The organism is Streptomyces sp. P9(2023) (genome assembly GCF_032436795.1).
Taxonomy (GTDB): Bacteria; Actinomycetota; Actinomycetes; order Streptomycetales; family Streptomycetaceae; genus Streptomyces.
In genome coordinates, this window is the sequence record NZ_JAUPWM010000028.1 from 43,689 (window position 1) to 66,106 (window position 22,418).

At 69.9% G+C, this 22,418-nt stretch carries 23 protein-coding genes, 1 pseudogene and 1 riboswitch; of the genes and pseudogenes, 13 read left to right on the plus strand and 11 right to left on the minus strand.

Annotated elements, in window-relative coordinates:
* The first annotated feature begins 85 nt into the window (after positions 1–85).
* Together Q5762_RS27420 and Q5762_RS27425 are read left to right on the plus strand one after the other, a co-directional pair.
* Positions 86–1,306, plus strand: a complete 1,221-nt coding sequence (locus tag Q5762_RS27420; protein WP_315894955.1) for a metallophosphoesterase — start codon at positions 86–88, stop codon at positions 1,304–1,306.
* A 159-nt stretch (positions 1,307–1,465) separates the two neighbouring features.
* Positions 1,466–2,323, plus strand: a complete 858-nt coding sequence (locus tag Q5762_RS27425; RefSeq protein ID WP_315894918.1) for a hypothetical protein — start codon at positions 1,466–1,468, stop codon at positions 2,321–2,323.
* 21 nt (positions 2,324–2,344) lie between these two features.
* Here Q5762_RS27425 and Q5762_RS27430 read toward each other — a convergent pair whose 3' ends face one another.
* Both Q5762_RS27430 and thiC read right to left on the minus strand, forming a co-directional pair.
* Entirely contained in the window at positions 2,345–3,745 is a 1,401-nt protein-coding gene (locus Q5762_RS27430; RefSeq protein WP_315894919.1) for a VWA domain-containing protein, read from the minus strand.
* A gap of 131 nt (positions 3,746–3,876) precedes the next feature.
* Positions 3,877–5,661, minus strand: a complete 1,785-nt coding sequence (thiC, locus tag Q5762_RS27435) for a phosphomethylpyrimidine synthase ThiC (protein ID WP_315894920.1) — start codon at positions 5,659–5,661, stop codon at positions 3,877–3,879.
* A riboswitch (TPP riboswitch) is annotated at positions 5,655–5,802 on the minus strand. (Overlaps the previous gene by 7 nt.)
* Before the next feature lie 71 nt (positions 5,803–5,873).
* Here thiC and Q5762_RS27440 point away from each other — a divergent pair.
* Positions 5,874–7,222 (plus strand): annotated as a pseudogene (locus tag Q5762_RS27440) (YibE/F family protein).
* 75 nt (positions 7,223–7,297) lie between these two features.
* On the opposite strand, the gene Q5762_RS27445 reads toward Q5762_RS27440, so the two are convergent.
* The 4 genes from Q5762_RS27445 to Q5762_RS27460 form a co-directional block, all read right to left on the minus strand.
* Positions 7,298–7,732: an SsgA family sporulation/cell division regulator gene (locus Q5762_RS27445; RefSeq protein WP_315894956.1), complete on the minus strand. Its 435-nt coding sequence runs from the start codon at positions 7,730–7,732 to the stop codon at positions 7,298–7,300.
* A 138-nt stretch (positions 7,733–7,870) separates the two neighbouring features.
* Complete coding sequence (locus tag Q5762_RS27450) at positions 7,871–8,641, minus strand: helix-turn-helix domain-containing protein (RefSeq protein WP_315894921.1); 771 nt, start codon at positions 8,639–8,641, stop codon at positions 7,871–7,873.
* Between the two features lie 289 nt (positions 8,642–8,930).
* Positions 8,931–9,149 carry a DUF5326 family protein gene (locus Q5762_RS27455; protein WP_315894922.1) on the minus strand — a complete coding sequence of 73 codons (219 nt, stop codon included), beginning with the start codon at positions 9,147–9,149 and terminating at the stop codon, positions 8,931–8,933.
* A gap of 131 nt (positions 9,150–9,280) precedes the next feature.
* Positions 9,281–9,598 (minus strand): cupin domain-containing protein, encoded by a 318-nt coding sequence (locus Q5762_RS27460; protein WP_260231339.1) that lies wholly within the window; start codon positions 9,596–9,598, stop codon positions 9,281–9,283.
* A 52-nt stretch (positions 9,599–9,650) separates the two neighbouring features.
* On the opposite strand from Q5762_RS27460, the gene Q5762_RS27465 reads away from it, so the two are divergent.
* From Q5762_RS27465 to Q5762_RS27485, 5 genes are all read left to right on the plus strand, one after another.
* The gene (locus Q5762_RS27465) at positions 9,651–10,028 is read left to right on the plus strand and encodes a phage holin family protein (RefSeq protein WP_315894923.1); all 378 of its coding nucleotides are present in this window, start codon (positions 9,651–9,653) and stop codon (positions 10,026–10,028) included.
* A 9-nt stretch (positions 10,029–10,037) separates the two neighbouring features.
* Positions 10,038–10,535, plus strand: a complete 498-nt coding sequence (locus tag Q5762_RS27470; RefSeq protein WP_315894924.1) for a low molecular weight protein-tyrosine-phosphatase — start codon at positions 10,038–10,040, stop codon at positions 10,533–10,535.
* Entirely contained in the window at positions 10,532–11,701 is a 1,170-nt protein-coding gene (locus tag Q5762_RS27475; RefSeq protein WP_315894925.1) for a cystathionine gamma-lyase, read from the plus strand. The genes Q5762_RS27470 and Q5762_RS27475 overlap by 4 nt, the downstream gene beginning before the upstream one ends.
* A 227-nt stretch (positions 11,702–11,928) precedes the next feature.
* Entirely contained in the window at positions 11,929–12,825 is an 897-nt protein-coding gene (locus tag Q5762_RS27480; RefSeq protein WP_315894926.1) for a LysR family transcriptional regulator, read from the plus strand.
* A gap of 35 nt (positions 12,826–12,860) precedes the next feature.
* Positions 12,861–13,340, plus strand: coding sequence for an NUDIX hydrolase (locus Q5762_RS27485; protein ID WP_315894927.1), 480 nt, complete (start codon positions 12,861–12,863; stop codon positions 13,338–13,340).
* Positions 13,341–13,362: 22 nt separating this feature from the next.
* Here Q5762_RS27485 and Q5762_RS27490 read toward each other — a convergent pair whose 3' ends face one another.
* A complete protein-coding gene (locus tag Q5762_RS27490) occupies positions 13,363–14,562 on the minus strand; it encodes a globin domain-containing protein (RefSeq protein WP_315894928.1) in 1,200 nt (399 codons plus the stop codon).
* A 106-nt stretch (positions 14,563–14,668) separates the two neighbouring features.
* Positions 14,669–15,322, minus strand: a complete 654-nt coding sequence (locus Q5762_RS27495; protein ID WP_315894929.1) for a haloacid dehalogenase-like hydrolase — start codon at positions 15,320–15,322, stop codon at positions 14,669–14,671.
* Positions 15,323–15,399: 77 nt separating this feature from the next.
* Between Q5762_RS27495 and Q5762_RS27500 the strand changes: the two genes are divergently transcribed.
* From Q5762_RS27500 to Q5762_RS27515, 4 genes are all read left to right on the plus strand, one after another.
* Positions 15,400–15,927 carry a DUF2269 domain-containing protein gene (locus tag Q5762_RS27500; protein WP_315894930.1) on the plus strand — a complete coding sequence of 176 codons (528 nt, stop codon included), beginning with the start codon at positions 15,400–15,402 and terminating at the stop codon, positions 15,925–15,927.
* Between the two features lie 5 nt (positions 15,928–15,932).
* Positions 15,933–16,796, plus strand: coding sequence for a GNAT family N-acetyltransferase (locus tag Q5762_RS27505; RefSeq protein WP_315894931.1), 864 nt, complete (start codon positions 15,933–15,935; stop codon positions 16,794–16,796).
* 80 nt (positions 16,797–16,876) lie between these two features.
* Positions 16,877–17,335, plus strand: coding sequence for a MarR family transcriptional regulator (locus tag Q5762_RS27510; protein WP_315894932.1), 459 nt, complete (start codon positions 16,877–16,879; stop codon positions 17,333–17,335).
* A gap of 10 nt (positions 17,336–17,345) precedes the next feature.
* Positions 17,346–17,798, plus strand: a complete 453-nt coding sequence (locus tag Q5762_RS27515) for a GNAT family N-acetyltransferase (protein WP_315894933.1) — start codon at positions 17,346–17,348, stop codon at positions 17,796–17,798.
* A gap of 55 nt (positions 17,799–17,853) precedes the next feature.
* Here Q5762_RS27515 and Q5762_RS27520 read toward each other — a convergent pair whose 3' ends face one another.
* Positions 17,854–19,236: a serine hydrolase domain-containing protein gene (locus Q5762_RS27520; protein ID WP_315894934.1), complete on the minus strand. Its 1,383-nt coding sequence runs from the start codon at positions 19,234–19,236 to the stop codon at positions 17,854–17,856.
* Positions 19,237–19,548: 312 nt separating this feature from the next.
* Here Q5762_RS27520 and Q5762_RS27525 point away from each other — a divergent pair, with 312 nt between their 5' ends.
* On the plus strand, positions 19,549–20,277 hold the full coding sequence (locus tag Q5762_RS27525; protein WP_315894935.1) for a DUF4232 domain-containing protein: 729 nt from the start codon (positions 19,549–19,551) through the stop codon (positions 20,275–20,277).
* A gap of 89 nt (positions 20,278–20,366) precedes the next feature.
* Here Q5762_RS27525 and Q5762_RS27530 read toward each other — a convergent pair whose 3' ends face one another.
* Both Q5762_RS27530 and Q5762_RS27535 read right to left on the minus strand, forming a co-directional pair.
* Complete coding sequence (locus Q5762_RS27530) at positions 20,367–21,797, minus strand: M48 family metalloprotease (RefSeq protein WP_315894936.1); 1,431 nt, start codon at positions 21,795–21,797, stop codon at positions 20,367–20,369.
* Positions 21,790–22,248, minus strand: coding sequence for a hypothetical protein (locus Q5762_RS27535; protein WP_315894937.1), 459 nt, complete (start codon positions 22,246–22,248; stop codon positions 21,790–21,792). The genes Q5762_RS27530 and Q5762_RS27535 overlap by 8 nt, the downstream gene beginning before the upstream one ends.
* Positions 22,249–22,418 lie beyond the last annotated feature (170 nt).

Genomic DNA, 22,418 nt, shown 5'->3' on the forward strand with positions numbered 1-22,418 from the left:
GGAGGACCCTCATTCCTATGATGGGCGCACGACATCGCGGACCGCCCCGACCAGGCCGGTCCGCGATGTGCAGGGCATCGCGACGGTGGTGGAGGGGTCGATGACTCAGGGGGCCGGGCAGGAACCCGTGGTGCGCACGGCGACATTGCGTGACTTCCGCGTACCGCCGTACGCCCGGGTGCCCGTACAGGGCCAGCCCCTGGAGCCTCCGGCAGGGCACGCCGTCGTACCCGACGAGCCCTTCCGGCCCGTTGTCGATCCCACCCTCCACCTCGGGCTGAGCGCCTCCGTCCCGTTCTCCCCGACGCGCCCGGTCTCGCTCTCCGCCGCGCTCCCCGGCCACCCTGGGAACGCGTTTGCGGACGACGAACTCCCCGAGGGCTACACCCCTACCGAGCGCAATCTCCCGGTGATCAACCGAGGGGACACCGTCCAGGTCCGCGTGGACCCGGTCCCGTCCCCCGCGCCCGCCCCGGCCGGCGAAGGCCGCGGCCCGCTCTACGTCGTCGGCGACGTGCACGGCTACTTCGACGAGCTGGTCGACGCCCTGCGCGAGCAGGGCCTCATCGACGAGAACGGGGCCTGGGCCGCGGGCAACGCCCGCCTGTGGTTCCTCGGTGACTTCACCGACCGCGGTCCCGACGGCATCGGCGTCATCGACCTCGTCATGCGCCTGTCCGCCGAGGCCGCCGCCGCCGGTGGCTACTGCAAGGCTCTGATGGGCAACCACGAGCTGCTGCTCATCGGCGCCAAGCGGTTCGGCGACACCCCCGTCAACTCCGGGGCCGGCACCGCCACCTTCCAGGCCGCCTGGCTGCTCAACGGCGGCCAGAAGCACGACATGGACCGGCTCCAGGACGTCCACCTGCAGTGGATGTCCCGGCTCGACGCCGTGGTGGAGGAGGACGGGCATCTGCTGATGCACTCCGACACCACCGCCTACCTCGAATACGGCTCCACCATCGAGGACGTCAACGAGACGGTCCACGAGATCCTCAACCGGAACGACGCGGACGAGGTCTGGGACGTGTTCCGCAAGTTCACCAAGCGCTTCGCCTTCCGCGACGACGGCGGCCCCGAGGCCGTCCAGGAGCTGCTCGCCACCTACGGCGGCAGCCGCATCGTGCACGGCCACAGCCCCATCCCGTACCTCCTCGGCCAGGTCGGCACCGAGGACGGCGAGGGCGGCTCGGGCCCGATCGTCGACGGTCCGCACGTGTACGCGGACGGTCTGGCGATCGCCATGGACGGCGGTGTGACCATGGCCGGAAAGCTGCTGGTCGTCCAACTCCCCCTGCATGGCTGACGCATAACGCTGCGCATCCGGGGAAGTCGATTTCAGGAAACCCCCTGTCACCCTGTGCCATAACCGCAATACCATCGGATCATCCGTAGCAGGCTCTCCTCCGTTTCCGCCCAACTGGCCGGTTCCCACGGTCAATACGGCCCTACGGAGCATCGGGGGATGCACATGAATGTGGCTCCGCACCTGCTGACCGAGGATCGTGCCGAGTACGAGCGCATCCTCGACGACGCACTGCGCACCGCGCACGACCATCCGGATCTCGCCGAGATCGGGAAGCAGCTCACCGCCCAGCAACTGCGCACGATGGCGCTGAGCGCGACGGCGCTGATCACCGCCGCGGCGGCGATCGAGTACGACCACTTCGTGAAGGTCCGCGAAGAGGTCCGCGCGCCGAGCGGTACGAGTGTCATGAGCGCGGTCCTGGCGGCGGACGGCAACGGGGCGAGCGACGGTCCGGGTCCCGGTGTCGTCGCGATCGTCACGGTCCTCGCGCCGGTCCTCGCGGGCCCGGCCGCACTGATATTCCTGCTGGTCGGCGCCGTGCTGAAGGTGGTCGCCCCCAGCCTCACCTTCGCCGACACCCTGCTGACGGCGGCCTGGTTCTTCGGTGCCGTCGCCGCCGCCGGTCTCTTCTGCGCCGCCGTCGGGCTGCTGGTCACGGCCCTGCGCAACCGCTCCACGGAAGTGGCCGCGAGCGATCCGCCCCGTACCGAGGCGGACGAGGAGCTGTCCCGGGCCCGCGAGGCCTGGCGCCGCGCCCTGCTGGAACGGGGCATCTTGCCGTTCCTGCGCGAGGCGCTCGCCACCCCGGGCCCCGCGGCCCCGCCGCCGGTAAACCCGCAGTCCGTACCACCACCGTCCGTGCCACCGCCCCGCACCGACCGCATGCCGAAGATCGGCTACAGCGGTCCGGACTTCAGCAGCCCGAACGAGGGCTCGTCCGGCAACCGCCCGAGGTTCACCAGCCCCGACTTCACCAGCCCGGACTTCGGCCCTCCGGACCACCGGCCGGAATGAGCCACGCCGTCGCGGTCCGGTTCAGAGGATCCCGGCCCGTCCGGCGGCGGTGATCCAGGACGGGAACTCGGACAGCAGCCGGTCGTACAGCTCGGCGTCGGGCACCCTGCCGATGTCGTCGACCGCGAAGAATCCCACGTTGTCCACGCGTCGGCCGGACATGGTGTCGAACCGCTCCAGCACCCCGTAGTTCGACCGCCCCAGGCCGACGAACTGCCAGAAGATCGGTTCCTCCACCGCGTCCCGCAGCTCCCGCTCGATCTGCGCGTCGCGGTACACACCCCCGTCGGAGAAGAACAGCACCAGCGTCGGGACGGCCACCGGATTCTCCCGGACGAAGTCCCGGACCTGGGCGATCGCCTTCTGCTCCTCGTTCTGGATCCCGACATCCCGCATGTCGAGCTGACCGGGCGCCAGCCCGCTCCGCGGCCGCCGGCTCCGCCGGAAGAGGCCGAGCTCACCGACCCGGACATGAAGCCGCAGCCACTCCGGGAGTTCGCCCAGGCGCAGATCGGGCAGCCGGGCGGCGTTCGAGGCGAAGGTCCAGGCCTGCATCTCCCCGTCGTCGTCCAGCTGCGCGGCGACGGCCGCCATCCGCTCCACGACATCGGCGACGATGCCCTTGGTGTAGAGGAAGGACATCGAACCGGAGGCGTCGAGGACGAGGACGACGCGGGCGGTGACTCCGGCCGCACCGTGCTTCCACAGGCTCACAGCCACCTGCTCCTTGCGCAGCGACAGCCGCTTACGCATGTCGACGGGCAGCCGCTCCACATCCTTCTCGAAGCGCGGCCGGCCGGGGGCGGGGGCGGCGGGGGCGGATGCCGGTTTCGGTGCCGATAGCGGTGCCTGTACCGAAGCCGAAGCCGATGCCGGTGCCGAAGCCGGTGCCTCGTCGACGCTGATTCCGAAGTCGGTGGCGAGCCCGGCGAGCCCGGAGGCGTACCCCTGCCCGACCGCCCGGAACTTCCACTGCCCCGCCCGCCGGTACAGCTCGCCGCCGATGAACGCGGTCTCCGTCGTCGCCGTCATCGCGAATCGGGCCAGTTCGGCCCCTGTACCGGAGTCGAGCAGCCGCAGCGTCAGTCCGGACATCTGGCCGAACGTCCCGCCGTCCGCCGACGCGCACAGCACCACCCGGTCGACGGCCGGTTCGATCCCCCGCAGATCCACCTCGACGGTGTCGCTGGTCACGCCCTCCCCCTGCCGTTTCCCCAGGTGTCGTACGGCCCCGGAAGGGTGGGCAGGCTGGTTGTAGAAGACGAAGTCGCCGTCGTCGCGCACCCGTCCCGCCGCGGTGAGCAGCAACGCCGAGGCATCGGCGTCGGGCGCCCCCGCCCCGGCGGACCAGGAGAGCTCGGCACGCACCACGGGCGAGCCGACCGGAAGGTTGGCGCCCTTGCTCAGGGAAGTCGCTGTCATGCCGTCAGTCTGCCCAGCGCGGCGCGCTACGGGAACGGGTCCGCGATCCCCTCGTGGATCGCGGACCCCGTACGACGACCGCTCCGACCGCTACCTCGGCCGTTCCGACGGCCACCCGGCCGTTCCGGCCGCTACTCCGCCAGCGGCAGGTACACCCGGTTGCCCGCGGCCGCGAACTCCGCGGACTTCTCCGCCATACCGGCCGAAATCTCGTCCGCCTTGAGGTCACCGCCGTGCTCCCGGCGAATGTCCTGCGAGATCTTCATCGAGCAGAACTTCGGACCGCACATCGAGCAGAAGTGCGCGGTCTTCGCCGGCTCGGCCGGCAGCGTCTCGTCGTGGAACTCGCGGGCCGTGTCCGGGTCGAGCGCCAGGTTGAACTGGTCCTCCCAGCGAAACTCGAAGCGGGCGTCCGACAGCGCGTCGTCCCACTCCTGCGCCCCCGGGTGCCCCTTCGCCAGGTCCGCCGCGTGCGCCGCGATCTTGTACGTGATGACGCCGGTCTTCACATCGTCGCGGTTGGGCAGGCCCAGGTGCTCCTTGGGCGTCACGTAGCAGAGCATCGCGGTGCCCCACCAGGCGATCATCGCCGCGCCGATGCCCGAGGTGATGTGGTCGTACGCGGGCGCGACGTCCGTGGTCAGCGGGCCGAGGGTGTAGAACGGCGCCTCCTCGCAGATCTCCTGCTGGAGGTCGATGTTCTCCTTGATCTTGTGCATCGGGACGTGCCCCGGGCCCTCGATCATCGTCTGGACGTTGTGCCGCTTGGCGATCGTGTTCAGCTCGCCCAGCGTGCGCAGCTCCGCGAACTGCGCCTCGTCGTTGGCGTCCGCGATCGAGCCGGGCCGCAGGCCGTCACCCAGCGAGTACGTGACGTCGTACGTCGCCAGGATCTCGCAGAGCTCCTCGAAGTTCGTGTAGAGGAAGTTCTCCTTGTGGTGCGCCAGGCACCAGGCGGCCATGATCGAGCCGCCGCGCGAGACGATGCCGGTCTTGCGGCGGGCGGTCAGCGGCACGTACGGCAGCAGCACGCCGGCGTGGACCGTCATGTAGTCGACGCCCTGCTCGGCCTGCTCGATGACGGTGTCCTTGTAGATGTCCCAGGTCAGCTCCTCCGCCCTGCCGTCCACTTTCTCCAACGCCTGGTAGAGCGGGACGGTGCCGATCGGGACGGGGGAGTTGCGCAGCACCCACTCGCGGGTGGTGTGGATGTTGCGGCCGGTGGACAGGTCCATGACCGTGTCGGCGCCCCACTTGGTCGCCCAGGTCATCTTCTCCACCTCCTCCTCGATCGAGGAGGTGACGGCGGAGTTGCCGATGTTGGCGTTGACCTTCACCAGGAACCGCTTGCCGATGATCATCGGCTCGATCTCCGGGTGGTTCACGTTGGCCGGAAGGACGGCACGGCCCGCCGCGATCTCCTCCCGTACGACCTCGGGGGCGACGTTCTCGCGGATCGCCACGTACTCCATCTCCGGGGTGATCTCGCCCCGGCGGGCGTACGCGAGCTGGGTCACCGCCAGGCCGCCGCGGCCCCGGCGGGGCTGGCGCGGGCGGCCCGGGAAGACCGCGTCGAGGTTCTTGAGGCCCCCGCGCGGCGAGGTGTGCTTGATGCCGTCGTCCTCGGGGCGGACCGGCCGGCCCGCGTACTCCTCGGTGTCGCCCCGCCCGATGATCCAGTTCTCGCGCAGCGGCGGCAGGCCGCGCCGTACGTCGGTGTCGATGGTGGGGTCGGTGTACGGACCGGACGTGTCGTACAGCGTCACGTCCTTGCCGTTGGTGAGGTGCACCTGTCGGACGGGCACCCGGAGGTCGGGGCGCGAGCCCTCGACGTACCCCTTGTGCCAGCCCGGCTTGCGCTCGTCCTGGCCGGCGTTCTCGCTGGTGGCAGGCGTGCGTGCATCCTGAATGGTCATGAGACCGATCTCCCTACGCCGGCATTACCCGGTAACAGGTTCGGCGGTCGGCGCAGCCTCCTCCCGTACGTACGTCCAGTACGCACGTACGGTGATCAGCGCCCTCTCAGCCCGGTGCTCCGAGCTCCCGCGTGTGCAAAGGTGCCACCACGCTAGCGGCAATCCGGCCGTGCTGAACAGTGGGCCCCCGCCGTTCTTGCGATGATCGGTCGGTGACTTCCTCGCAGGAGACCCCAGAACCCGACGGTCATGGCGACCACGACGCACCTGGCGACGCGGGCCACGGGCACGGCCACACCCACAGCCATGGGCCCGCCGCACCCGTCTCCCGGCATCTGCGCAGGGTCATCGCCGCCATCCTGATCCCGTTCGCCACCGCGGTGGTGGTCGGTATGGCCGTCCTGTGACCGGGGGGCGCTCCGGAACACGAGCGCACCGGCGTCGGCTTCGACCGGCAGACGTACCAGGGCAAGGTCGTCTCGGTCGAGGAGGTCGACTGCCAGGATGTGAACGCCGCCCAGGTCCCGCCGACCGGCGACACCTCGACACCCGAGGGGCGCGAGGCGGTCAACGCCCAGCAGGGGCGGTGTGAGAAGGCGACGATCGAGGTCACGAGCGGTCCGGAGAAGGGCCGTACGTTCACCGAGATCGTGCAGCCGGACGCGCCGCGCCAACTGGACGAGGGGCAGAGCGTGGTGGTGGCGTACGCCCCCGACGCCCCGCGTGACCTGCAGTGTTCGGTGACGGACGCGAACCGCAAGGTCCCGCTGACGGTGCTCGCCCTGATCTTCGCGGTCGCGGTCGTGCTCGTCGGCCGGATGCGCGGCGTGATGGCGCTGATCTCGCTCGCGGTGAGCTTCCTGATCCTGACCTTCTTCATCCTGCCGGCGATCCTCCAGGGGTCTAATCCGCTGGTGGTCGCGGTGGTCGGGTCGAGCGCGATCATGCTGATCGCCCTCTACATGTGCCACGGCCTCTCCGCCCGGACCTCGGTCGCGGTGCTCGGGACCCTGATCTCGCTGCTGCTGATCGGGCTGCTCGGCTCGCTGTTCATCGACTGGGCCTCGCTGAGCGGCAACACGGACGACAACACCGGTCTGATCCACGGGCTCTACCCGGAGATCGACATGTCCGGTCTGCTGCTGGCGGGCATCATCATCGGCTCGCTGGGCGTCCTCGACGACGTGACCGTGACGCAGACCTCGGCGGTGTGGGAGCTGCATCAGGCCGATCCCCGGCTTGGACCGCGCGGGCTGTACCGGGCGGGCATCAGGATCGGCCGCGACCACATCGCGTCCGTGGTGAACACCCTGGTCCTCGCGTACGCCGGTGCGGCCCTGCCCCTGTTGCTGCTCTTCTCCATCGCGCAGAGCAGCGTGGGGACAGTGGCCAACAGCGAGCTGGTCGCGAAGGAGATCGTCCGCACGCTGGTGGGGTCGATCGGTCTGGTGCCTCGGTGCCGGTCACGACCGTTCTCGCCGCGCTCGTCGTCTCGGCGGACCGGCCTGGAACGCCGGAGAAGCGTTCAGCCAGGGGCGGCCGCCGCCGCTTGGCGAAGTAACCGGACGGGGCTGGTCCTGGGGCTGGGGCTGGGGCTGGGGCTGAGCGGCGGCCTGGCCTAGGCGGGCCGGCCCGCTCAGCCGGCGTTCTCCTCTGCAAGAATCCGGCCGAGAGCCGCCTCCAGGTTGTCCTCGAAGTCGCCCAGTGTCCGTTCCTGACCGAGCGGAACCAACTTGTCCGTACGGTCGAGGAAGGCGACGAGCGGTGGAGCGCTGGCCCGGAACAGGGCCCGGTCGCTGCCGACCTGGAGCCGGATGGCGACGTCCGAAAGACCCTCGGGGTCGGTCGGCGCGATGTGCACATCGCCGTCCCCGCTGGGTCGGTTGATCCCGTCGAGCAGCAGCTCCCGGCCGAACGCCCAGGTCACGGGCGCGTCTCCGGGAAGGTGGAACGTCATCCGCACCGCGTAGGGATCCCGGGTCTCGTAACGCAGTTCCACCGGGATCCTGAAGGAGAGCTCCTCGGAGACGAGGAAGCTCATCAGGACCTCGGCCTGAACGGACTCTCGCATCATGTACCCCGCAGTAGATGGAGCAGTTGTGTAAACACGGCTGCTGAAAGCTGTGATCAAAACGGCCAGGAATGATCCCCCTTGGCCTTCTTGACGCAATCGTGCTGGAAGGGCTAGCAGATCACAAGGAGTGATTTTTCAGATACTGATAGAGAAAGCGAAGGAGCTGAGGAGCCTTCCGATCTCGTTACGTAGCCGATCGACTGCGGGCAGCAACCGTTCTTCCTGGTGAAGGGGCACGGAAATCGCCATGGCGGCCGCGGTGGACCCCGCGGTGATGGGAATCGCGGCACAGACCGTGCCGAGCGCATATTCCTGACGCTCCACCAGGGGCTCCATTCGCCCCATAGCGCCCAAACGATCCAAAAGCGCACTCTGGTTACTCAGCGTGTACGGAGTGATGGCTTCCACTGGATGGCGGTCGAGGTGGTCTTGACGACTCTTCAGATCCAGTTGGCTGAGCAGACACTGACCGATCGCGTGCGCGTGACCCGTCTCGCGGAAGTCGGCCCACTCGTCCACGGCGGGGGCGGCGGGGGTGTCGGCGACGGCGACGAGCTCGATCTCGCCCTCGCGGTAGATCGCGAAGTAGACGGGGACCCCGATCTCGTCGCGCCAGTGCGCGAGGGAGTCCTCGATCTTGGTGCGACGATTCTGCAGAACTCCGCCACCGGCCAGACGACCTGCCGCGTCGCCGAAGACGAACACACCTTTCTCGCGGCGCAGATAGCCCTCGTGGGTCAGGGTGCGGAGCAGGTGGTACGCGGTGGGCAGCGGGAGTCCCGCTTCCCGGGCCAGTTGCTTGGCGGGGGCTCCGTCCTCGTGGGAGCCCACGGCCTCCAAGAGTCTCAGCGCCCGCTGCACCGAGCCGATCAGCGTAGGAACGGCGGACTGCGTAGCCGTGGCCAAAGGTCACCCCCAGGCGTGACGACGGGTGCCGTACACCCGCCCGCGGGGGCCGCCCCCGCGCGCCCGCCGCGGCCTGGGAACCGGTGGGGTCCGGTGGGCGGACCCGCCCGGGACGGGTGGACAACCGCGGATCGGTGCGATCAGTGCGGAGGGCTACGCCAGTTTTCCCCGGGGCGGCAGAGATTTTCCACTCTAATGGCAGCCCCCAGGCCTGACCGTGGTTTCAAAGGCTGCGTCCCCCGGCCGGGCTAACCCCCGGCCGACGGGGCGTACCGATGGGTAGCGTCTGCTACCAGTCCTCGCGCGAGGTCGACGAGGACATGAACTTCCGTACGACGTAGATCAGTCCGCCGACCAGGGCGACGAAGACCAGCACCTTGAAGAGCATGCCGATCACGAACGTCGCGATGCTGGTGATCAGGCCACCGAAGACGAACAGGGCGATGACGGGTATGGCGACCCACTTCACCCACCAGGGCATCCCCGCGAGGATCTCTCGTACCGCCATCGCGCTTACCTCATCTCCTGAAAAGTCCGTCCCGCGCGCTCTGCGCCGGACACCTTCGATGCTAGGTGCGGCACCTGCGCCACGGGGGCCTGGGAGCCCTTGCTCTCCCCTGATCCACCCCCTAGGGGAGGTCAGCCCTCCGGCGGGGAGAAGACCACCATGACCCGCAGGTCCTCGGTGATGTGGTGGAACTTGTGGGCGACCCCGGCCGGCACGTAGACCACGCTGCCTCGCGCCACCTGCGTCGTCTCCATCCCCACCGTGATCGCGGCCCGCCCGCTGACGACGAAGTACACCTCGTCCTGTCCGTGCGGCTGCTGCGGGTCGAGCGAGCCGGCGTCGAGCGCGTACAGACCGACGGACATGTTCCGCTCCCGCAGGAACTGGAGGTACGCACCGTCGTTGGCGGCGCGCTCCGCCTCGAGCTCGTCCAGTCGGAATGCTTTCATCGTGTGTTCTGCCCCTGCCGTTGGCCCGATCATGTCTGTCACGATCAGACACATGAAGAATTTTGTAGTCAAGACGCTCGCGAACGCGGGCGCGCTCGGAGTGGCCATCTGGCTGCTCCAGGACATCACCCTGACCGGTGACAGCACGGGCAAGAAGGCCTGGACGCTCATCCTCGTCGCCCTGGTTTTCGGGCTGGTGAACTTCTTGGTGAAGCCGATCGTCAAGCTGATCTCGCTTCCGCTGTTCATCCTCACCCTCGGCCTGATCACGCTGGTGATCAACGCCCTGATGCTGCTGCTCACCTCCTGGCTGGCCGACAAGCTCGAACTCAGCTTCCATGTCGAAGGCTTCTGGACCGCCGTCCTCGGTGGCCTGATCATTTCCGTCGTCTCGTGGGCGCTCAACGTCGTGCTCCCCGACGGGGACTGAGGGCGCCCGATGACCTACCGCGTCTGTTTCGTCTGTACCGGCAACATCTGCCGCTCACCGATGGCCGAGTCCGTCTTCCGCGCCCGCGTGCAGGAGGCCGGCCTGGCCGACGTGGTCGAGGTGGACAGCGCGGGCACCGGCGGCTGGCACGAGGGCGACACCGCCGACCCGCGCACGGTCGCCGTCCTGGCCGGGCACGGCTACGGCACCGGGCACACCGCCCGCCAGTTCCGTGCCTCCTGGTTCCCGGCGCTCGACCTGGTGATCGCCCTCGACGAGGGGCACCTGCGGGAGCTGCGGCGGCTCGCCCCGACGCCGGCGGACGCGACGAAGGTGCGGCTGCTGCGCTCGTACGATCCGGCGGTCGGCGAGCACGGCGAACTCGACGTGCCGGACCCGTACTACGGCGGGACCGACGGCTTCGAGGAGTGCCTGGAGATGGTGGAGGCGGCGAGCGAAGGACTGCTGGCCGCCGTAAGCGAGAGTGTGGAGGAACGGGCGGTATGAGCACGGACACGTTCGGGAGCGCCGAGGGCCTCGGCGCCGTCGGCGACGGGACACGGGCGGTACGGGCCGGGCTGCCCGAGCCGGTGAAGCACGAACCGACCCTGCCGGGGCCGGTCTTCGCCGCCCACTTCCATCTGCCCGGCGCCCCCACCGGCCCCTATACGTACGGGCGGGACGAGAACCCCACCTGGACCCATCTGGAACGCGCCATCGGCGAACTGGAGGCACCGGGGGAGCCGGGCGTCGAGACGCTCGTCTTCGCCTCCGGCATGGCCGCCATCTCCGCCGTCCTCTTCTCCCAGCTCAAGGCGGGCGACGCGGTCGTCCTGCCGGACGACGGCTACCAGGCGCTGCCGCTGCTGCACGAGCAGCTCCGCGCGTACGGGATCGAGGTCCGTACCGCGCCGACCGGCGGCGACGCACAGTTGTCCGTACTGGACGGGGCGCGGCTGCTGTGGATCGAGACGCCCTCCAATCCCGGGCTCGACGTCTGCGACATCCGCCGTCTGGTGCGGGCGGCGCACGAGGGCGGGACGCTGGTCGCCGTCGACAACACCCTGGCCACCCCGCTCGGCCAGCGGCCCCTGGAGCTGGGCGCGGACTTCTCCGTCGCCAGCGACACCAAGGGCATGACCGGGCACGGCGACATCCTCCTCGGCCATGTCAGCTGCCGCGATCCGCTCCGCGCGGCGGAGGTACGGCGCTGGCGCAAGGTCGTCGGCGCGATCCCCGGGCCCATGGAGGCCTGGCTCGCCCACCGCTCCCTGGCCACCCTCCAGCTCCGCATCGACCGGCAGTGCTCCTCCGCACTGGCGCTGGCGGAGGCCCTGAGCAAGCGGGGAGAGGTGACCGGGCTGCGGTATCCCGGTCTGCCCGACGACCCTTCGCACACGGTGGCGGCGGCCCAGATGCGGCGCTTCGGGTCGGTGGTGTCCTTCGTGCTCCCCGACCGGGACCGGGCCGAGCGGTTCCTCGACGGGCTGCGGCTGGTGGACGACGCGACCAGCTTCGGGGGCGTGCGCTCGTCGGCCGAGCGGCGCGGACGGTGGGGCGGCGACGCCGTGCCGGAGGGGTTCATCCGCTTCTCCGTCGGGGCCGAGGACCCCGAGGACCTGATCGCGGACGTGCTGCGCGCCCTCGACGCGGCGGAGGCGGCCGCCGGCTGAGCGGACCGGACGGACGATGGGGCGCTCCGAGCCTCCCCCCTCATGGCTCGGAACGCCCCCCGGTTCCACGCGCGGAGAACCGCTTGAACAAGGCTAGTTGACTCTGCGTCAGTGTCCAATCACGGTAGCGACAGAGACCTATCGACTTATTTATAGTTGGACGGTCCTGAGGCGCCGTCACCCGACCGCCTGAGTCGAACGGCCACGCCGGCCGGGAGGGGGCGGACATGGATCTCGCCCTGCTGCGCACCTTCGTCACGGTGCACCGGGCCGGCTCCTTCACCCGCGCGGCAGCGCTTCTCGGCCTCTCCCAGCCCGCGGTCACCAGCCAGATCCGCACCCTGGAGCGGCAACTGGGCCGGCCGCTGTTCCTCAGACAGGCCCGTGGGGTCACCCCCACCACCATCGGCGACGAACTCGCCCATCGCGCCGCCCCGCATCTGGACGCGCTCGTGGAGATCGCCGAGACCGGTCTGGACGAGGAGAACGGCGTCCGCACCCTGCATCTCGCCGGTCCTCCCGAGTTCACCGCGGCGCGCGCCCTGCCCGCCCTCACCCCGCTGGTCTCCCAAGGGCTCGCGGTACGGGCGGCCTTCCCCGCATCGACGGAGGAGATCCTCGACGGGCTGGCCGCGGGCCACCACGATCTGGCCATCGCCACCGCCCGCCCCCGCGGCAGCCTCTTCGGCTCCACTCCGCTCTGCGACGAGGAACATGTGCTGGTCGCCGCCCCGCGCTGGGCCGCCCGGCTGGCTCCCGACCTGCTGCTGCGCAAGGGTGCCGTCGTCCTGGAGCAGCTGCCCGTGGTGGAGGTGCACGAGTCGCTGCCGTTCGTCTCGCGCTACTGGGCGGCCGTCTTCGAGACCAAGCCGGCCGCGGCCGCCACCGTCGTGGCGCCCGATCTGCGCGCCGTCCTGGAATCCGCCGCCGCCGGGGCGGGCCTCGCCGTCCTGCCCCGCTATCTGTGCGAGGAGGCGCTGGAGCAGGGCCGTCTCGTGGCGCTGCTCGATCCGCCGGTGCCTCCACTGCGGACCTACTTCCTGGTCGTCCGCACCGGGACCCTCGGGCTGCCGCACCTGGCGAGGGCGCACGAGTGGCTCCTTCGGGCCTCCGGAGACTGGTGAGTTTCAGGACACCTTCGGCGGGCCATTTTCTTCCCATGACCGAACGTCCTGTGGTCAAGCGCACCGCACGCGCCATTCTGCTCGATGGAAACGACCTCATCCTCATCAAGCGCACGAAGCCGGGGGTGGATCCCTACTGGCTGACGCCCGGTGGCGGGGTCGAGCCCTCGGACACCACCGTCGTCCAGGCCCTGCACCGCGAGGTGCACGAGGAACTCGGCGCCAAGATCACCGATGTGGTCCCCTGCTTCGTCGACACCGTCGAACACATCGTCGACGGCGGTGTCTCGGGAGTGAAGGTCCAGCACTTCTTCGTCTGCCGACTCGAATCGATGGACACCTCGCTACGGCACGGCCCGGAGATGGAGGAACCGGTCGGCGAGTACGAGATCGTCCGGGTGCCGTTCACCCGGGTCGGCATCGCCGCCGTCCATCTCGTGCCGCTCTCCCTGCGCCACTACCTGGACGGCAACATCGAGGGCGTACGCGCGATGCACGCCCCCGACCTCGGCTAGGGCGCGCGTCCGCGCGCCTCGGCTAGGACGCGAACTCCGCCAGGTAGTCGTGCCGGATCCGCTCCGCGGGGATGCCGATTCCCCGCAGGGTGTCCACGCCGCGCCGGATCATGCCTGGCGGGCCCGACAGATAGGCCTCGTACTCGGTCCACGGGCCGTACTGACGCACGGCGTCCGGCAATTGGGCCTGGTCCTCGGTGACCGGCCGCACCGACAACCAGGGGAACGTCTTCTGGAGCCGCATCATCGTGTCGATGTCGTACAGGTCGTGGTCGCTGCGCGCCCCGTAGAACACCTCCACGGGGCGCCGGTCGCCATGCTCGGCGACGTCCTCGACCAGCGCCTTGATCGGTGCGATCCCGGTTCCTCCGCCCAGACAGAGCAGCCCGTTGTCCGTGGAGTGGTCGACCGTCATCGTTCCCGCGGGCGGACCGAGGCGCAGGACGTCGCCGGGTCGCGCGTGGTGCACGAGCGCGTTGGAGACCCAGCCGGCCGGGACAGCCTTGACGTGGAAGGAGAGCAGCCCGTCGGGCCGGGGCGCCGAGGCGAAGGAGTAGTGCCGCCATATCCGCGGCCACCAGGGGGTCTCCACCGTCGTGTACTGACCGGCCAGGAAGCCGTACGGCTGGCCGGGGCGGAGCGTGATCACCGCGATGTCCGGGGTCCGCAGATCGTGCGAGACGACCTCGGCCTGCCACCAGGCGGGCGCCACGAGCTCGTCCTCGGCCGCCGCGTCGATCATGATCTGCGAGATCGTGGTGTACGTCCGCACCCAGGCGGCCTCGGTCTCGGTGTTCCAGGTCAGAGTGGCGTACCGGATGAGCGCGCCGATCAGGGCCTCGCCGACGGCCGGGTAGTGGGTGGACCCGGTCCCGTACTTGCGGTGTCCACGGCCCAGGTTCTGGAGGTACTCGGTGAGGACGGGGGCGTTGTCCATGTGCTCGGCCGCCGTCAGGAGCGCCTTGAGGAGGCGGTCGCGCTGGGTGTCCATGGCCGCGGGGAACATCGCGCGCAGCTCGGGGTGGCGGACGAAGAGCAATGCGTAGAAGTAGGAGGTCACCTTGTCGGCGACGGGGGCGATCTCTGCCAGGGTGCGGCGGATGAGGATCGCGTCGGGGGATGGCCGCTCGGCGGACGGCCGTTCGGGAGATGCCCTGTCGGGGAGTCGCCCCTGAGCTATCCGGGGCGGTGCTTCGCCGTCGCCGTGCACGGCCTCTTCCATCGTCTGCCTCGCCTCACGCCTGCGGCTCTCGTCGTCGCAGCTTGACAGCTTCGACCACCGGTTCGGACAGAAAGCGGAATTCTCGGGCCAAACCCCGCGATGACGGCTAGGCTGCGCCCTTTCGGACCAGGTCGTACGCCTCTCGTAGATCCGCCCCGGTGTAGGAATGTCGCGAGAGACCGGCCAGATGGCGATCGGCGTTGACCGCCACGGTCACCGGCACGGTGGCGAAGAGCTGGGCGTCGGACATCGAGTCGCCGTAGGCCACACAGTCCTCCAGACCCACCCCGTACTCCGTACAGAGACGCCATGCGATGCGTACCTTCGCCGCTGCGTCGAGAATGCCCGGTCGATGGATGGGCTCGGTGAACGGCACCGCCGGCCAGCGGGAGCCATGGGCGGCATCGGCTCCCCAACCGAGCAGCCGCTCCACGAAGAAGTCCGGCGAGAGCGAGATGACGGCGCAGCGACCACCCTCGGCATGGATGTCCGCCCAGACCTCGCGGATGCCTGCCAGCCAGGGGGCACCGTCGAAGGCAGCCGCGACGTGCTCCGGCGTGAGGGCGGACCAGAGCGCGTGGGCCTGGACCGCGAACTCGTCGGGGGTCATCCCGTCCAGCAGGAATCCCCGCTCCAAGGCGGCGATCTCCTCGGTGAGGCCGAGCTGCCGCGACAGCTCCACCGCGGCCGCCGAACCACGGATCAGGGTGCCGTCGAGATCGAAGAGATGAAGCCTGCCGCGGCCCGGGGAGTTCGTCATGTACGCCGAGGCTAGTACGTGCGGCTACTCCCGTCGTCAGACGCGGGACGAGAGGCCGGCACGGCACGGTGTTTCACGTGAAACATCTCCAGCGACCCGCCCGGCGGGCTCTCCTCGTCGTCCATGTCGCCGTCTCGGTGGCGTGGCTCGGCCTCAGCGTGGGACTGCTGACGCTCGGCATCACGGCGTACACAACGGGCGACCCGTCGCTCACCGAGGCCGCCTACCGTGCGATGAAAGTGTTCGCGGACTGGCTGCTCGCTCCGGTCGCCGTGGTGACCCTGGTCAGCGGGCTGGCGCTCTCCCTGGGCACCCCCTGGGGTCTGGCCCGGCACCGCTGGGTCTGGATCAAGTTCTGGATCACCCTGGCCACGGCAGCCGCGACCGTTTTCGCGCTGCGCCCGGAGATCGCACACGCGGCGGCGGCCGGCGTGCCCGACTCCAGCCTCGTCGCGGCACCCGTGGTGTCGACGACGGCCTATCTCTTCATGACCGCGATCTCGGTGCTGAAGCCCTGGGGGCTGACGCGGCGAGGGCGGCGCCTGCGGGTATCGGCCAGTTCCCGTAAAGCGGTGGACGGACGATCATTGCGTCAGACAGCCTGAGCGGCATGCCGACGTCGCTCGCCCCGCTCGACCAGCTCCCCGTCCGCGTCCTCACCGCCGAGGACCTCACCGCCTGCTCCGATCTCTCCGAGGACCGGGGCTGGCCGCGTGAGGAACACAAGTGGAACCTCCTGCTGACCGCGGGGACCGGCTACGGCATCGACGACCCCGACGGCAAGGGGCTGATCGCGTCCAGTGTGGTGACCTCGTACGGGCCCGGGCTCGCCACGATCGGCATGGTGCTCGTCGCCGAGCGGTATGCCCGCCAGGGAGTGGGGCGCCGGCTGATGCGCCATCTCGTGGCGGAGGCCGGGGACACCCCCCTCACCCTCCACGCGACCCCCAACGGGCAGCCGCTCTACGAGCAGCTGGGCTTCGTCCATACGGGACGAGCCGAAATGCTCAGTGGGCACTTCACCGCGACCGAGCCGGCCCCGGCGGTTCCCACCAGGGCCGCCACCGCCGAGGACCTCCAGACGATCCTCCGTCTGGACACCGAGGTCTTCGGCCTGGACCGCACCCACATGCTCACCCGCCTGCCGGCCTTCGCGGACCAGATCCGCGTCGCCGAGGAGAAGGGCGAGATCACCGGCTTCGCCGCGGCCTGGCCGAACATGAACACCCATGTCGTCGGCCCACTGATCGCCCGTGACACGGCCACCGCGCAGGCCCTCGTCGCATCCCTGGCCGCCGCCACCGACCGACCTCTCCGCACGGACATCGACGTACGTCACGAGTCGCTGATCACCTGGCTCAAGGCGAACGGCCTCGCCCCGATCGCGTTCAACGCCGTCATGGTGCGCTCGTTGCCCGGCCTTCCGGGCGACTGGAGCCGCCGGTTCGCACCCCTGACCGTCGCGGCGGGATAAAGCCGGGGTAATTGCACACGCGGGCTTTTGCATTCTTCGTCTACTCTGGGAGAAGCCGCTCCGGACCGAGGAGAGACACCATGACCGCGACCGACCCCGCCCTCACCGCCCTCTCCCAGGGCTGGTGCGCCCTCTCGCTGCTGCACGGCAGGATCGAATCCCACATCGAACGCGCGCTGGAGTCCCAGCACGCACTGAGCGTGCGCGAATACTCGCTGCTCGATGTGCTCAGCCGCCAGCACAGCGGCCCGGGCGGGCACCTCCAGATGAAGCAGGTCGCGGACGCCGTCGTCCTCAGCCAGAGCGCCACCACGCGCCTGGTGACCCGCCTGGAGGACCGGGGGCTTCTCACGCGGTACCTCTGCGCCACCGACCGGCGCGGCATCTACACCGACGTCACCGAGGACGGCATGAAGCTGCTCGCGGAGGCCCGGCCCACCAATGACGGGGCGCTGCGCGAGGCCCTCGACGAGGCGGCGAAGAACCCGGAGCTGGCTCCCCTGGTCCGCGTCGTCGAAGGGCTCCACGTCCCCGCATAGGCTGCGCCTCATGAGCGATCTTGAGATACGGCCCGCGACCGTGGACGACCTGCCGCACATCGTCGCGATGCTGGCCGACGACCCGCTGGGCGCCCAGCGAGAGTCCCCCGACGACCTCACCCCGTACACCGCCGCGTACGAGCGCCTGGCCCAGGACCCGAACCAGCATGTGGTGGTGGCCGTCCGCGGAACCGCGGTGGTCGGCACGCTCCAGCTCACGATCATCCCCGGACTCTCCCGTCGTGGGTCCACCCGGTCGATCATCGAAGGCGTTCGGATCCACGCGGAGGAGCGCGGCAGCGGACTGGGAACGCGGCTCATCGAGTGGGCCATCGAGGAGTCCCGCCGCCAGAACTGCCAACTCCTCCAGCTGACCTCGGACGCCACGCGTACGGACGCCCACCGCTTCTACGAGCGGCTGGGGTTCGAGGCCTCCCATGTGGGCTTCAAGCTGAGCCTCTGAGAAGCCATGACGCCGGGAGCGCGGCCCCGGCGTCATGTTTCACGTGAAACAGCCCTCAGAGGCCGCGCCACCCCGCCTCGTCCACACCGCCCGGAACCGCGTCGCCCCGCTCGTACGGTTCCCGGGTGAAGACGAAGGACCCGAGATCGAGATGGCTCACCGAGCCGTCAGACCGCCGCACGGCCCGGAGCGTCTCTCCCAGGTAGTAGCCGTTGAGGCCTACCCAGCCGCCCTCTGGCAGGGCCCGGAAGGTCGCCCGCCGTCCGAAACCGCTCAGCGGATCGAGGGTCACCGCCCGATCCGGACCGAGGCGCAGTCCGAAGGCGTGCGTGCCCCAGTACCAGGGGCCGGTCAGCTCCAGCAGCTCCTGGTCCACCTCCGCCTCGGGCAGCGGCCGCCAGGGCTCGGGGAACCTGGGCTCGGCCTCCGCCACGATCCGCACGAGATCGCCTGCCACAGTCGCCATCAGCGGCCCGGACGTGGCATTGGCGAGCGCGACCGCCGCCACGCCGTCCTCGACACTCACCCAGAGGCAGGCGACGAAGCCCGGCAGCGAGCCGGTGTGACCGACCAGCGTCCGGCTGTCCCAGCGCAGCAGCTGAACGCCCAGCCCGTAACCGCCTTCCCAGTCACCGGCGCCGGGCGCCACCGCCGGCGTACGCATCTCCTCGACCGAGGCCGCCGCGAGCACACGGTCGTCGCCCTGAGCAAGGAACACGCCGAAGCGGCAGAGATCCTCGGCAGTCGACCAGAGTTGCCCCGCCGGCGCCATCAACCCCAGGTCCTCCGAGGGCTCGGGCAGCATCACGTCGGCCCACGGGTGGACGGCCCAGCCGCCGGCGTGCGGGGCGACCGGCTGCACGCTCGTCCGCGTCAGGCCCAGCGGCTCCAGGATCTCGCCGCGCAGCGCCTCCTCCCAGGAGACTCCGCGCAGCGCCTCGACGAGCGAACCGAGCAGTGTGTAACCGGGGTTGGAGTAGTGGAAGCGGCGCCCGGCCGGGTGGCGAAACGCGTCGCCACCGAGCACGTCGGCCAACTCCGGCCGTACCGTGCCGGGCGTCCGCTCCCACCACGGAGCAGGAGCCTCGGCCGCGAGACCCGCACTGTGCCCGAGGAGCTGGGCGATGGTCACCTCGCCGACGCCCGTCCCCGAAAGGTGCTTCTCCAGCGGGTCGTTCAGATCCAGGAGTCCCTCGTCACGGAGCCGCATCACCAGAACAGCGGTGAACACCTTGGTGAGAGACCCGATCCGGTACTGCGTGTCGGCGTCCGGGGCGTGCCCGTCGACACAGCTGCGCGCTCCGCTCCACACCATCCGGCCGTCGCGGGCCACGGCCCCGACGAGCGAAGGGGAGCGCCCCTCGGACTGGGCGACGGCGACACGGTGCAGCAGAGCGCGTTCGGTACTGGGAAGCAGAGCTTCGAAGGGTGAGGTCATGCACCGATCCAACGCCGCGAACGCACGGGAGTCGACCACATTTCCCGTCGGATACCTGCGCGGCAAGGACCGAGTCGGCTCCGCGAGAACCGCGCCGGTCTCCATCCCAAGGCACGGAACTCCGTCGAACGCATCCCATCACCTCATCCCAGGGCATGGCGTTCCAGCAGGTCAGACCCGTCTCGGCATCCCAGCGTCCCTGATGCCCCGCCATCGCTTGCCGCCACCTCCCTGGAACGGATTCTCTGTTGCCGAGCCGGACGGAAACGCCGACCGGCCGCGAATCACCACCAGCACATAACGGGGGAACCCATGAAGCTCACGCACGCCACCAAGACGGTCCTCGCCGGCCTCACGCTTTTCAGCGCCCTCTCCCTGACCGCATGCAACGGCACCGACACCGGGAACGCCGCGCCTGCCGGCTCCTCGACCAGCGCCCAGACGGGCAGCAACGGCGGGTCGGGCGGCGGCGGCACGGACAAGGCCTCCAGCGGCAGCAGCACCGGAAGCACGACCGGCAACACCACCTCCGGCAACAGCGCCGACGGAAGCGGCAAGAGCAACGGCGGGGGCAACGCGGGCGGCGAAGGCAACGCCGCGGGCACCGGCACCAACACCGGGGGGTCGATCGGCATCTGCCGCAGCGACGAGTTGGAAGTCAACGCCGTCGACAACACGTACGACAAGAAGGAGGGCGTCGTCACCGTCCAGTTCAAGAACGGCGGCGGCCGTGACTGCACCATCAACGGCTTCGCCGGCGTGGACCTGAAGACGGCGGCCGGCGACACCCTGTCCGTGGCCCGCAACGGCGACAAGCCCGTGCGCGCCGTGATCAAGGACGGCGAGTCCGCCGCCTTCAACATCACGTTCCCGGTCAACAACTCCGGCGGCTCCGGGGTGCGGGTGGCCAAGATCCTGGTCACCCCGCCGAACGAGACGAAGACCGTCACCCTCGACTGGCCCGCGGGCTCCCTCCCGGTCGCGAACCCGGACTCCCCCAGCCTTCCGATCCAGATCAACCCGGTCGGCAAGGTCGGCTGAGTACCGCCCACGCGTGCCCCTTGCGGCCGGGGAAACACCCGGGCCGCAAGGGGGCACAGCCGCGTCGTGACGCTCGGAGCCGGCAGGGGTTACCCGAAGGCGCCGAACACTCCGCCCAGCGGGTCGAGCACGAGGAGCAGCAGGAAACACCCTCCCAGTAGCGCCGCACGGCGCGCCCTGCCTCGGGACTCGCCGCCGAAGGCACGTGGCTGAGGGTGGAAGGTGTGGGCCGGGTGGACGGTGAGGGGGCGGCCGAGCGACACGCACAGCACCAGCCCCGCGTAGAACAGCGAAGACGTCAGGAAGGCCAGTCCTGCGGCGTGGGCGAGTTCGTTGAAGAGCATGTGCATCAGCGCCATCACCGTCCCTGTCAGGATCACGGCCTGCGTCCAGGTGCCGTTGGGCCCCGTCGGATGAGCCGGCCGCTTGAGGGCCCGAATCCGCCACCACCAGCCAGGATGGGTGTGCCAGGGCCGGGTCGCGCTGCGCAGCGGGCGGGACTTCCGCGCCCAGCCGAACACGCTGATCCACCCGTCATCCGGTTCGGACTGCCAGTGCTCCAGTTTCCACTCCGGTCCCATGCGGCGGCCTGCCTGCTTCTCGGCCACAGCGTTCCACGCGTCCGGATCGGCGCCCCAGTCGACCGCGTCCAGGTCGGCGCACAACTCGCGATGCCGCAGGATGTCGGTATAGGCCGCGTACACCATGACGACCAGAACGGCCGTCAGGGCTCCTTCTCCCAGCGGCGACCACTGCGGCCCCGACCCCGACCAGGAGTACCGGGTACCGGAGAGCTCGCTCCCCCACAGCCAGGCGAGGAGTGTCGCGTAGGGCAGGACGGCGGTGGCGGTGAAGGCCATCCACAGGGCCCGTACGGCGCTGCCCAATTCGACATCGTGGTTACGAAGGTGGGCCAGCTCGTGCAGTACCACCGCCGCGAAGACCGCCCCCTCCTCGGTCTGCCTGCCCCGGATGCTGCAGCGAGCATCCTCGGCCATCGTCACGAGGCCGTTGTCGAGAGCAACGTGGTAGCTGCCCGCGGAGCCGAAGGTGACCGCACCCGCGCTGGCGCGTTGCGGATCGAAGTAGAAGGCGGGAATCGGCTTCACCCCGGCCCGGAGCGTCAGCTGCACGAGCATGTCATGGAGACGAGGATCGGCGACGCGGACAAGCGAGCGCTTCCGCAAGGCGGGCCCGCAGAGATGGAGTGCGGTGGCGATCAGCAACGTCAGCGCGCCCGCGGTCACAGCGATCGGCTCGGCGTTGTCCAGGATCTCGGCCTCGTACGGCCGGGCGAGCTCGACCAGTCTGAGCACGCTCAGCGGCGGGAGCACCCGCTGGTGAAGGTCCGCCATGGCCAGGAGCTCCGGATCCTGGCCACTGGACACAAGGACCCGGACCGCGCGCAGCGACAGCCCCACCACGAGCGTCACGACCAGGACCAGGAACAGTGCGCATCGCCGGGTCGTGCCCTGCCCCAGTAAGCGCTGGTCCCGGCGGGGAATGCCGCTGTCAGCCATCGCCGGGCGTCGTGGCCAGGCGGGCCACGACCCCGTCGGCCAGCGCCTCGGCCGCTGCCGGTTCCATGCCCGACGCCTGTGCCCGCTCGACAACCCTCCGGCGCACCTCCACCAGCTGTCCGGAGGACAACGCCGGTACCTCCGCGGCCGGCTCGGGAAGGTGACGCACCCGGCGCAGCCACGCGCTGCCCCACCGGCTGGCCCCGTCCACAGCTGTCGCCGCCGACCTCTGGGCCACCTCGTTCACCACCACCCACACGACGGGCGCGACCAGCGCGACCACCTCGGCGGCTCCAAACCCGAGTGGCTCCCTCCGCGTGCGGGAGCGGTGGAGCACCCGCGTGACCTGCCTGTCGCTCAGCGACGCCATCCCATCCAGCAGCCGCGCCTCCCGCGGAGCCTGCTCGACCAGGATGTCCCGCACCACTTCTCGTACGCTCTGCCCGGGCACGTGTTCCCCTCCCCATAGGTTCACCTGCCCTGCTGAACGAGGCGACCACGAAAAGGGGAACGCCCGGCTTCAGCACCACCCGGGGCGAGCGATCCGAGGGAAGTCGGTCCGATCGCGTGTAGGTTCTCGCTTTCGGTGTCATATGGCGACGCTGTGACCTGCAGGTCTTG

Bases quoted from the DNA above. Each gene is read 5' to 3' on its own strand.
- Q5762_RS27425 (WP_315894918.1), top strand. From the start codon at position 1,466: ATGCACATGAATGTGGCTCCGCACCTGCTGACCGAGGATCGTGCCGAG.
- Q5762_RS27430 (WP_315894919.1), bottom strand. From the start codon at position 3,745: ATGACAGCGACTTCCCTGAGCAAGGGCGCCAACCTTCCGGTCGGCTCG.
- thiC (WP_315894920.1), bottom strand. From the start codon at position 5,661: ATGACCATTCAGGATGCACGCACGCCTGCCACCAGCGAGAACGCCGGC.
- Q5762_RS27445 (WP_315894956.1), bottom strand. From the start codon at position 7,732: ATGCGAGAGTCCGTTCAGGCCGAGGTCCTGATGAGCTTCCTCGTCTCC.
- Q5762_RS27455 (WP_315894922.1), bottom strand. From the start codon at position 9,149: ATGGCGGTACGAGAGATCCTCGCGGGGATGCCCTGGTGGGTGAAGTGG.
- Q5762_RS27460 (WP_260231339.1), bottom strand. From the start codon at position 9,598: ATGAAAGCATTCCGACTGGACGAGCTCGAGGCGGAGCGCGCCGCCAAC.
- Q5762_RS27465 (WP_315894923.1), top strand. From the start codon at position 9,651: ATGAAGAATTTTGTAGTCAAGACGCTCGCGAACGCGGGCGCGCTCGGA.
- Q5762_RS27470 (WP_315894924.1), top strand. From the start codon at position 10,038: ATGACCTACCGCGTCTGTTTCGTCTGTACCGGCAACATCTGCCGCTCA.
- Q5762_RS27475 (WP_315894925.1), top strand. From the start codon at position 10,532: ATGAGCACGGACACGTTCGGGAGCGCCGAGGGCCTCGGCGCCGTCGGC.
- Q5762_RS27480 (WP_315894926.1), top strand. From the start codon at position 11,929: ATGGATCTCGCCCTGCTGCGCACCTTCGTCACGGTGCACCGGGCCGGC.
- Q5762_RS27485 (WP_315894927.1), top strand. From the start codon at position 12,861: ATGACCGAACGTCCTGTGGTCAAGCGCACCGCACGCGCCATTCTGCTC.
- Q5762_RS27490 (WP_315894928.1), bottom strand. From the start codon at position 14,562: ATGGAAGAGGCCGTGCACGGCGACGGCGAAGCACCGCCCCGGATAGCT.
- Q5762_RS27495 (WP_315894929.1), bottom strand. From the start codon at position 15,322: ATGACGAACTCCCCGGGCCGCGGCAGGCTTCATCTCTTCGATCTCGAC.
- Q5762_RS27505 (WP_315894931.1), top strand. From the start codon at position 15,933: ATGCCGACGTCGCTCGCCCCGCTCGACCAGCTCCCCGTCCGCGTCCTC.
- Q5762_RS27510 (WP_315894932.1), top strand. From the start codon at position 16,877: ATGACCGCGACCGACCCCGCCCTCACCGCCCTCTCCCAGGGCTGGTGC.
- Q5762_RS27515 (WP_315894933.1), top strand. From the start codon at position 17,346: ATGAGCGATCTTGAGATACGGCCCGCGACCGTGGACGACCTGCCGCAC.
- Q5762_RS27520 (WP_315894934.1), bottom strand. From the start codon at position 19,236: ATGACCTCACCCTTCGAAGCTCTGCTTCCCAGTACCGAACGCGCTCTG.
- Q5762_RS27525 (WP_315894935.1), top strand. From the start codon at position 19,549: ATGAAGCTCACGCACGCCACCAAGACGGTCCTCGCCGGCCTCACGCTT.
- Q5762_RS27530 (WP_315894936.1), bottom strand. From the start codon at position 21,797: ATGGCTGACAGCGGCATTCCCCGCCGGGACCAGCGCTTACTGGGGCAG.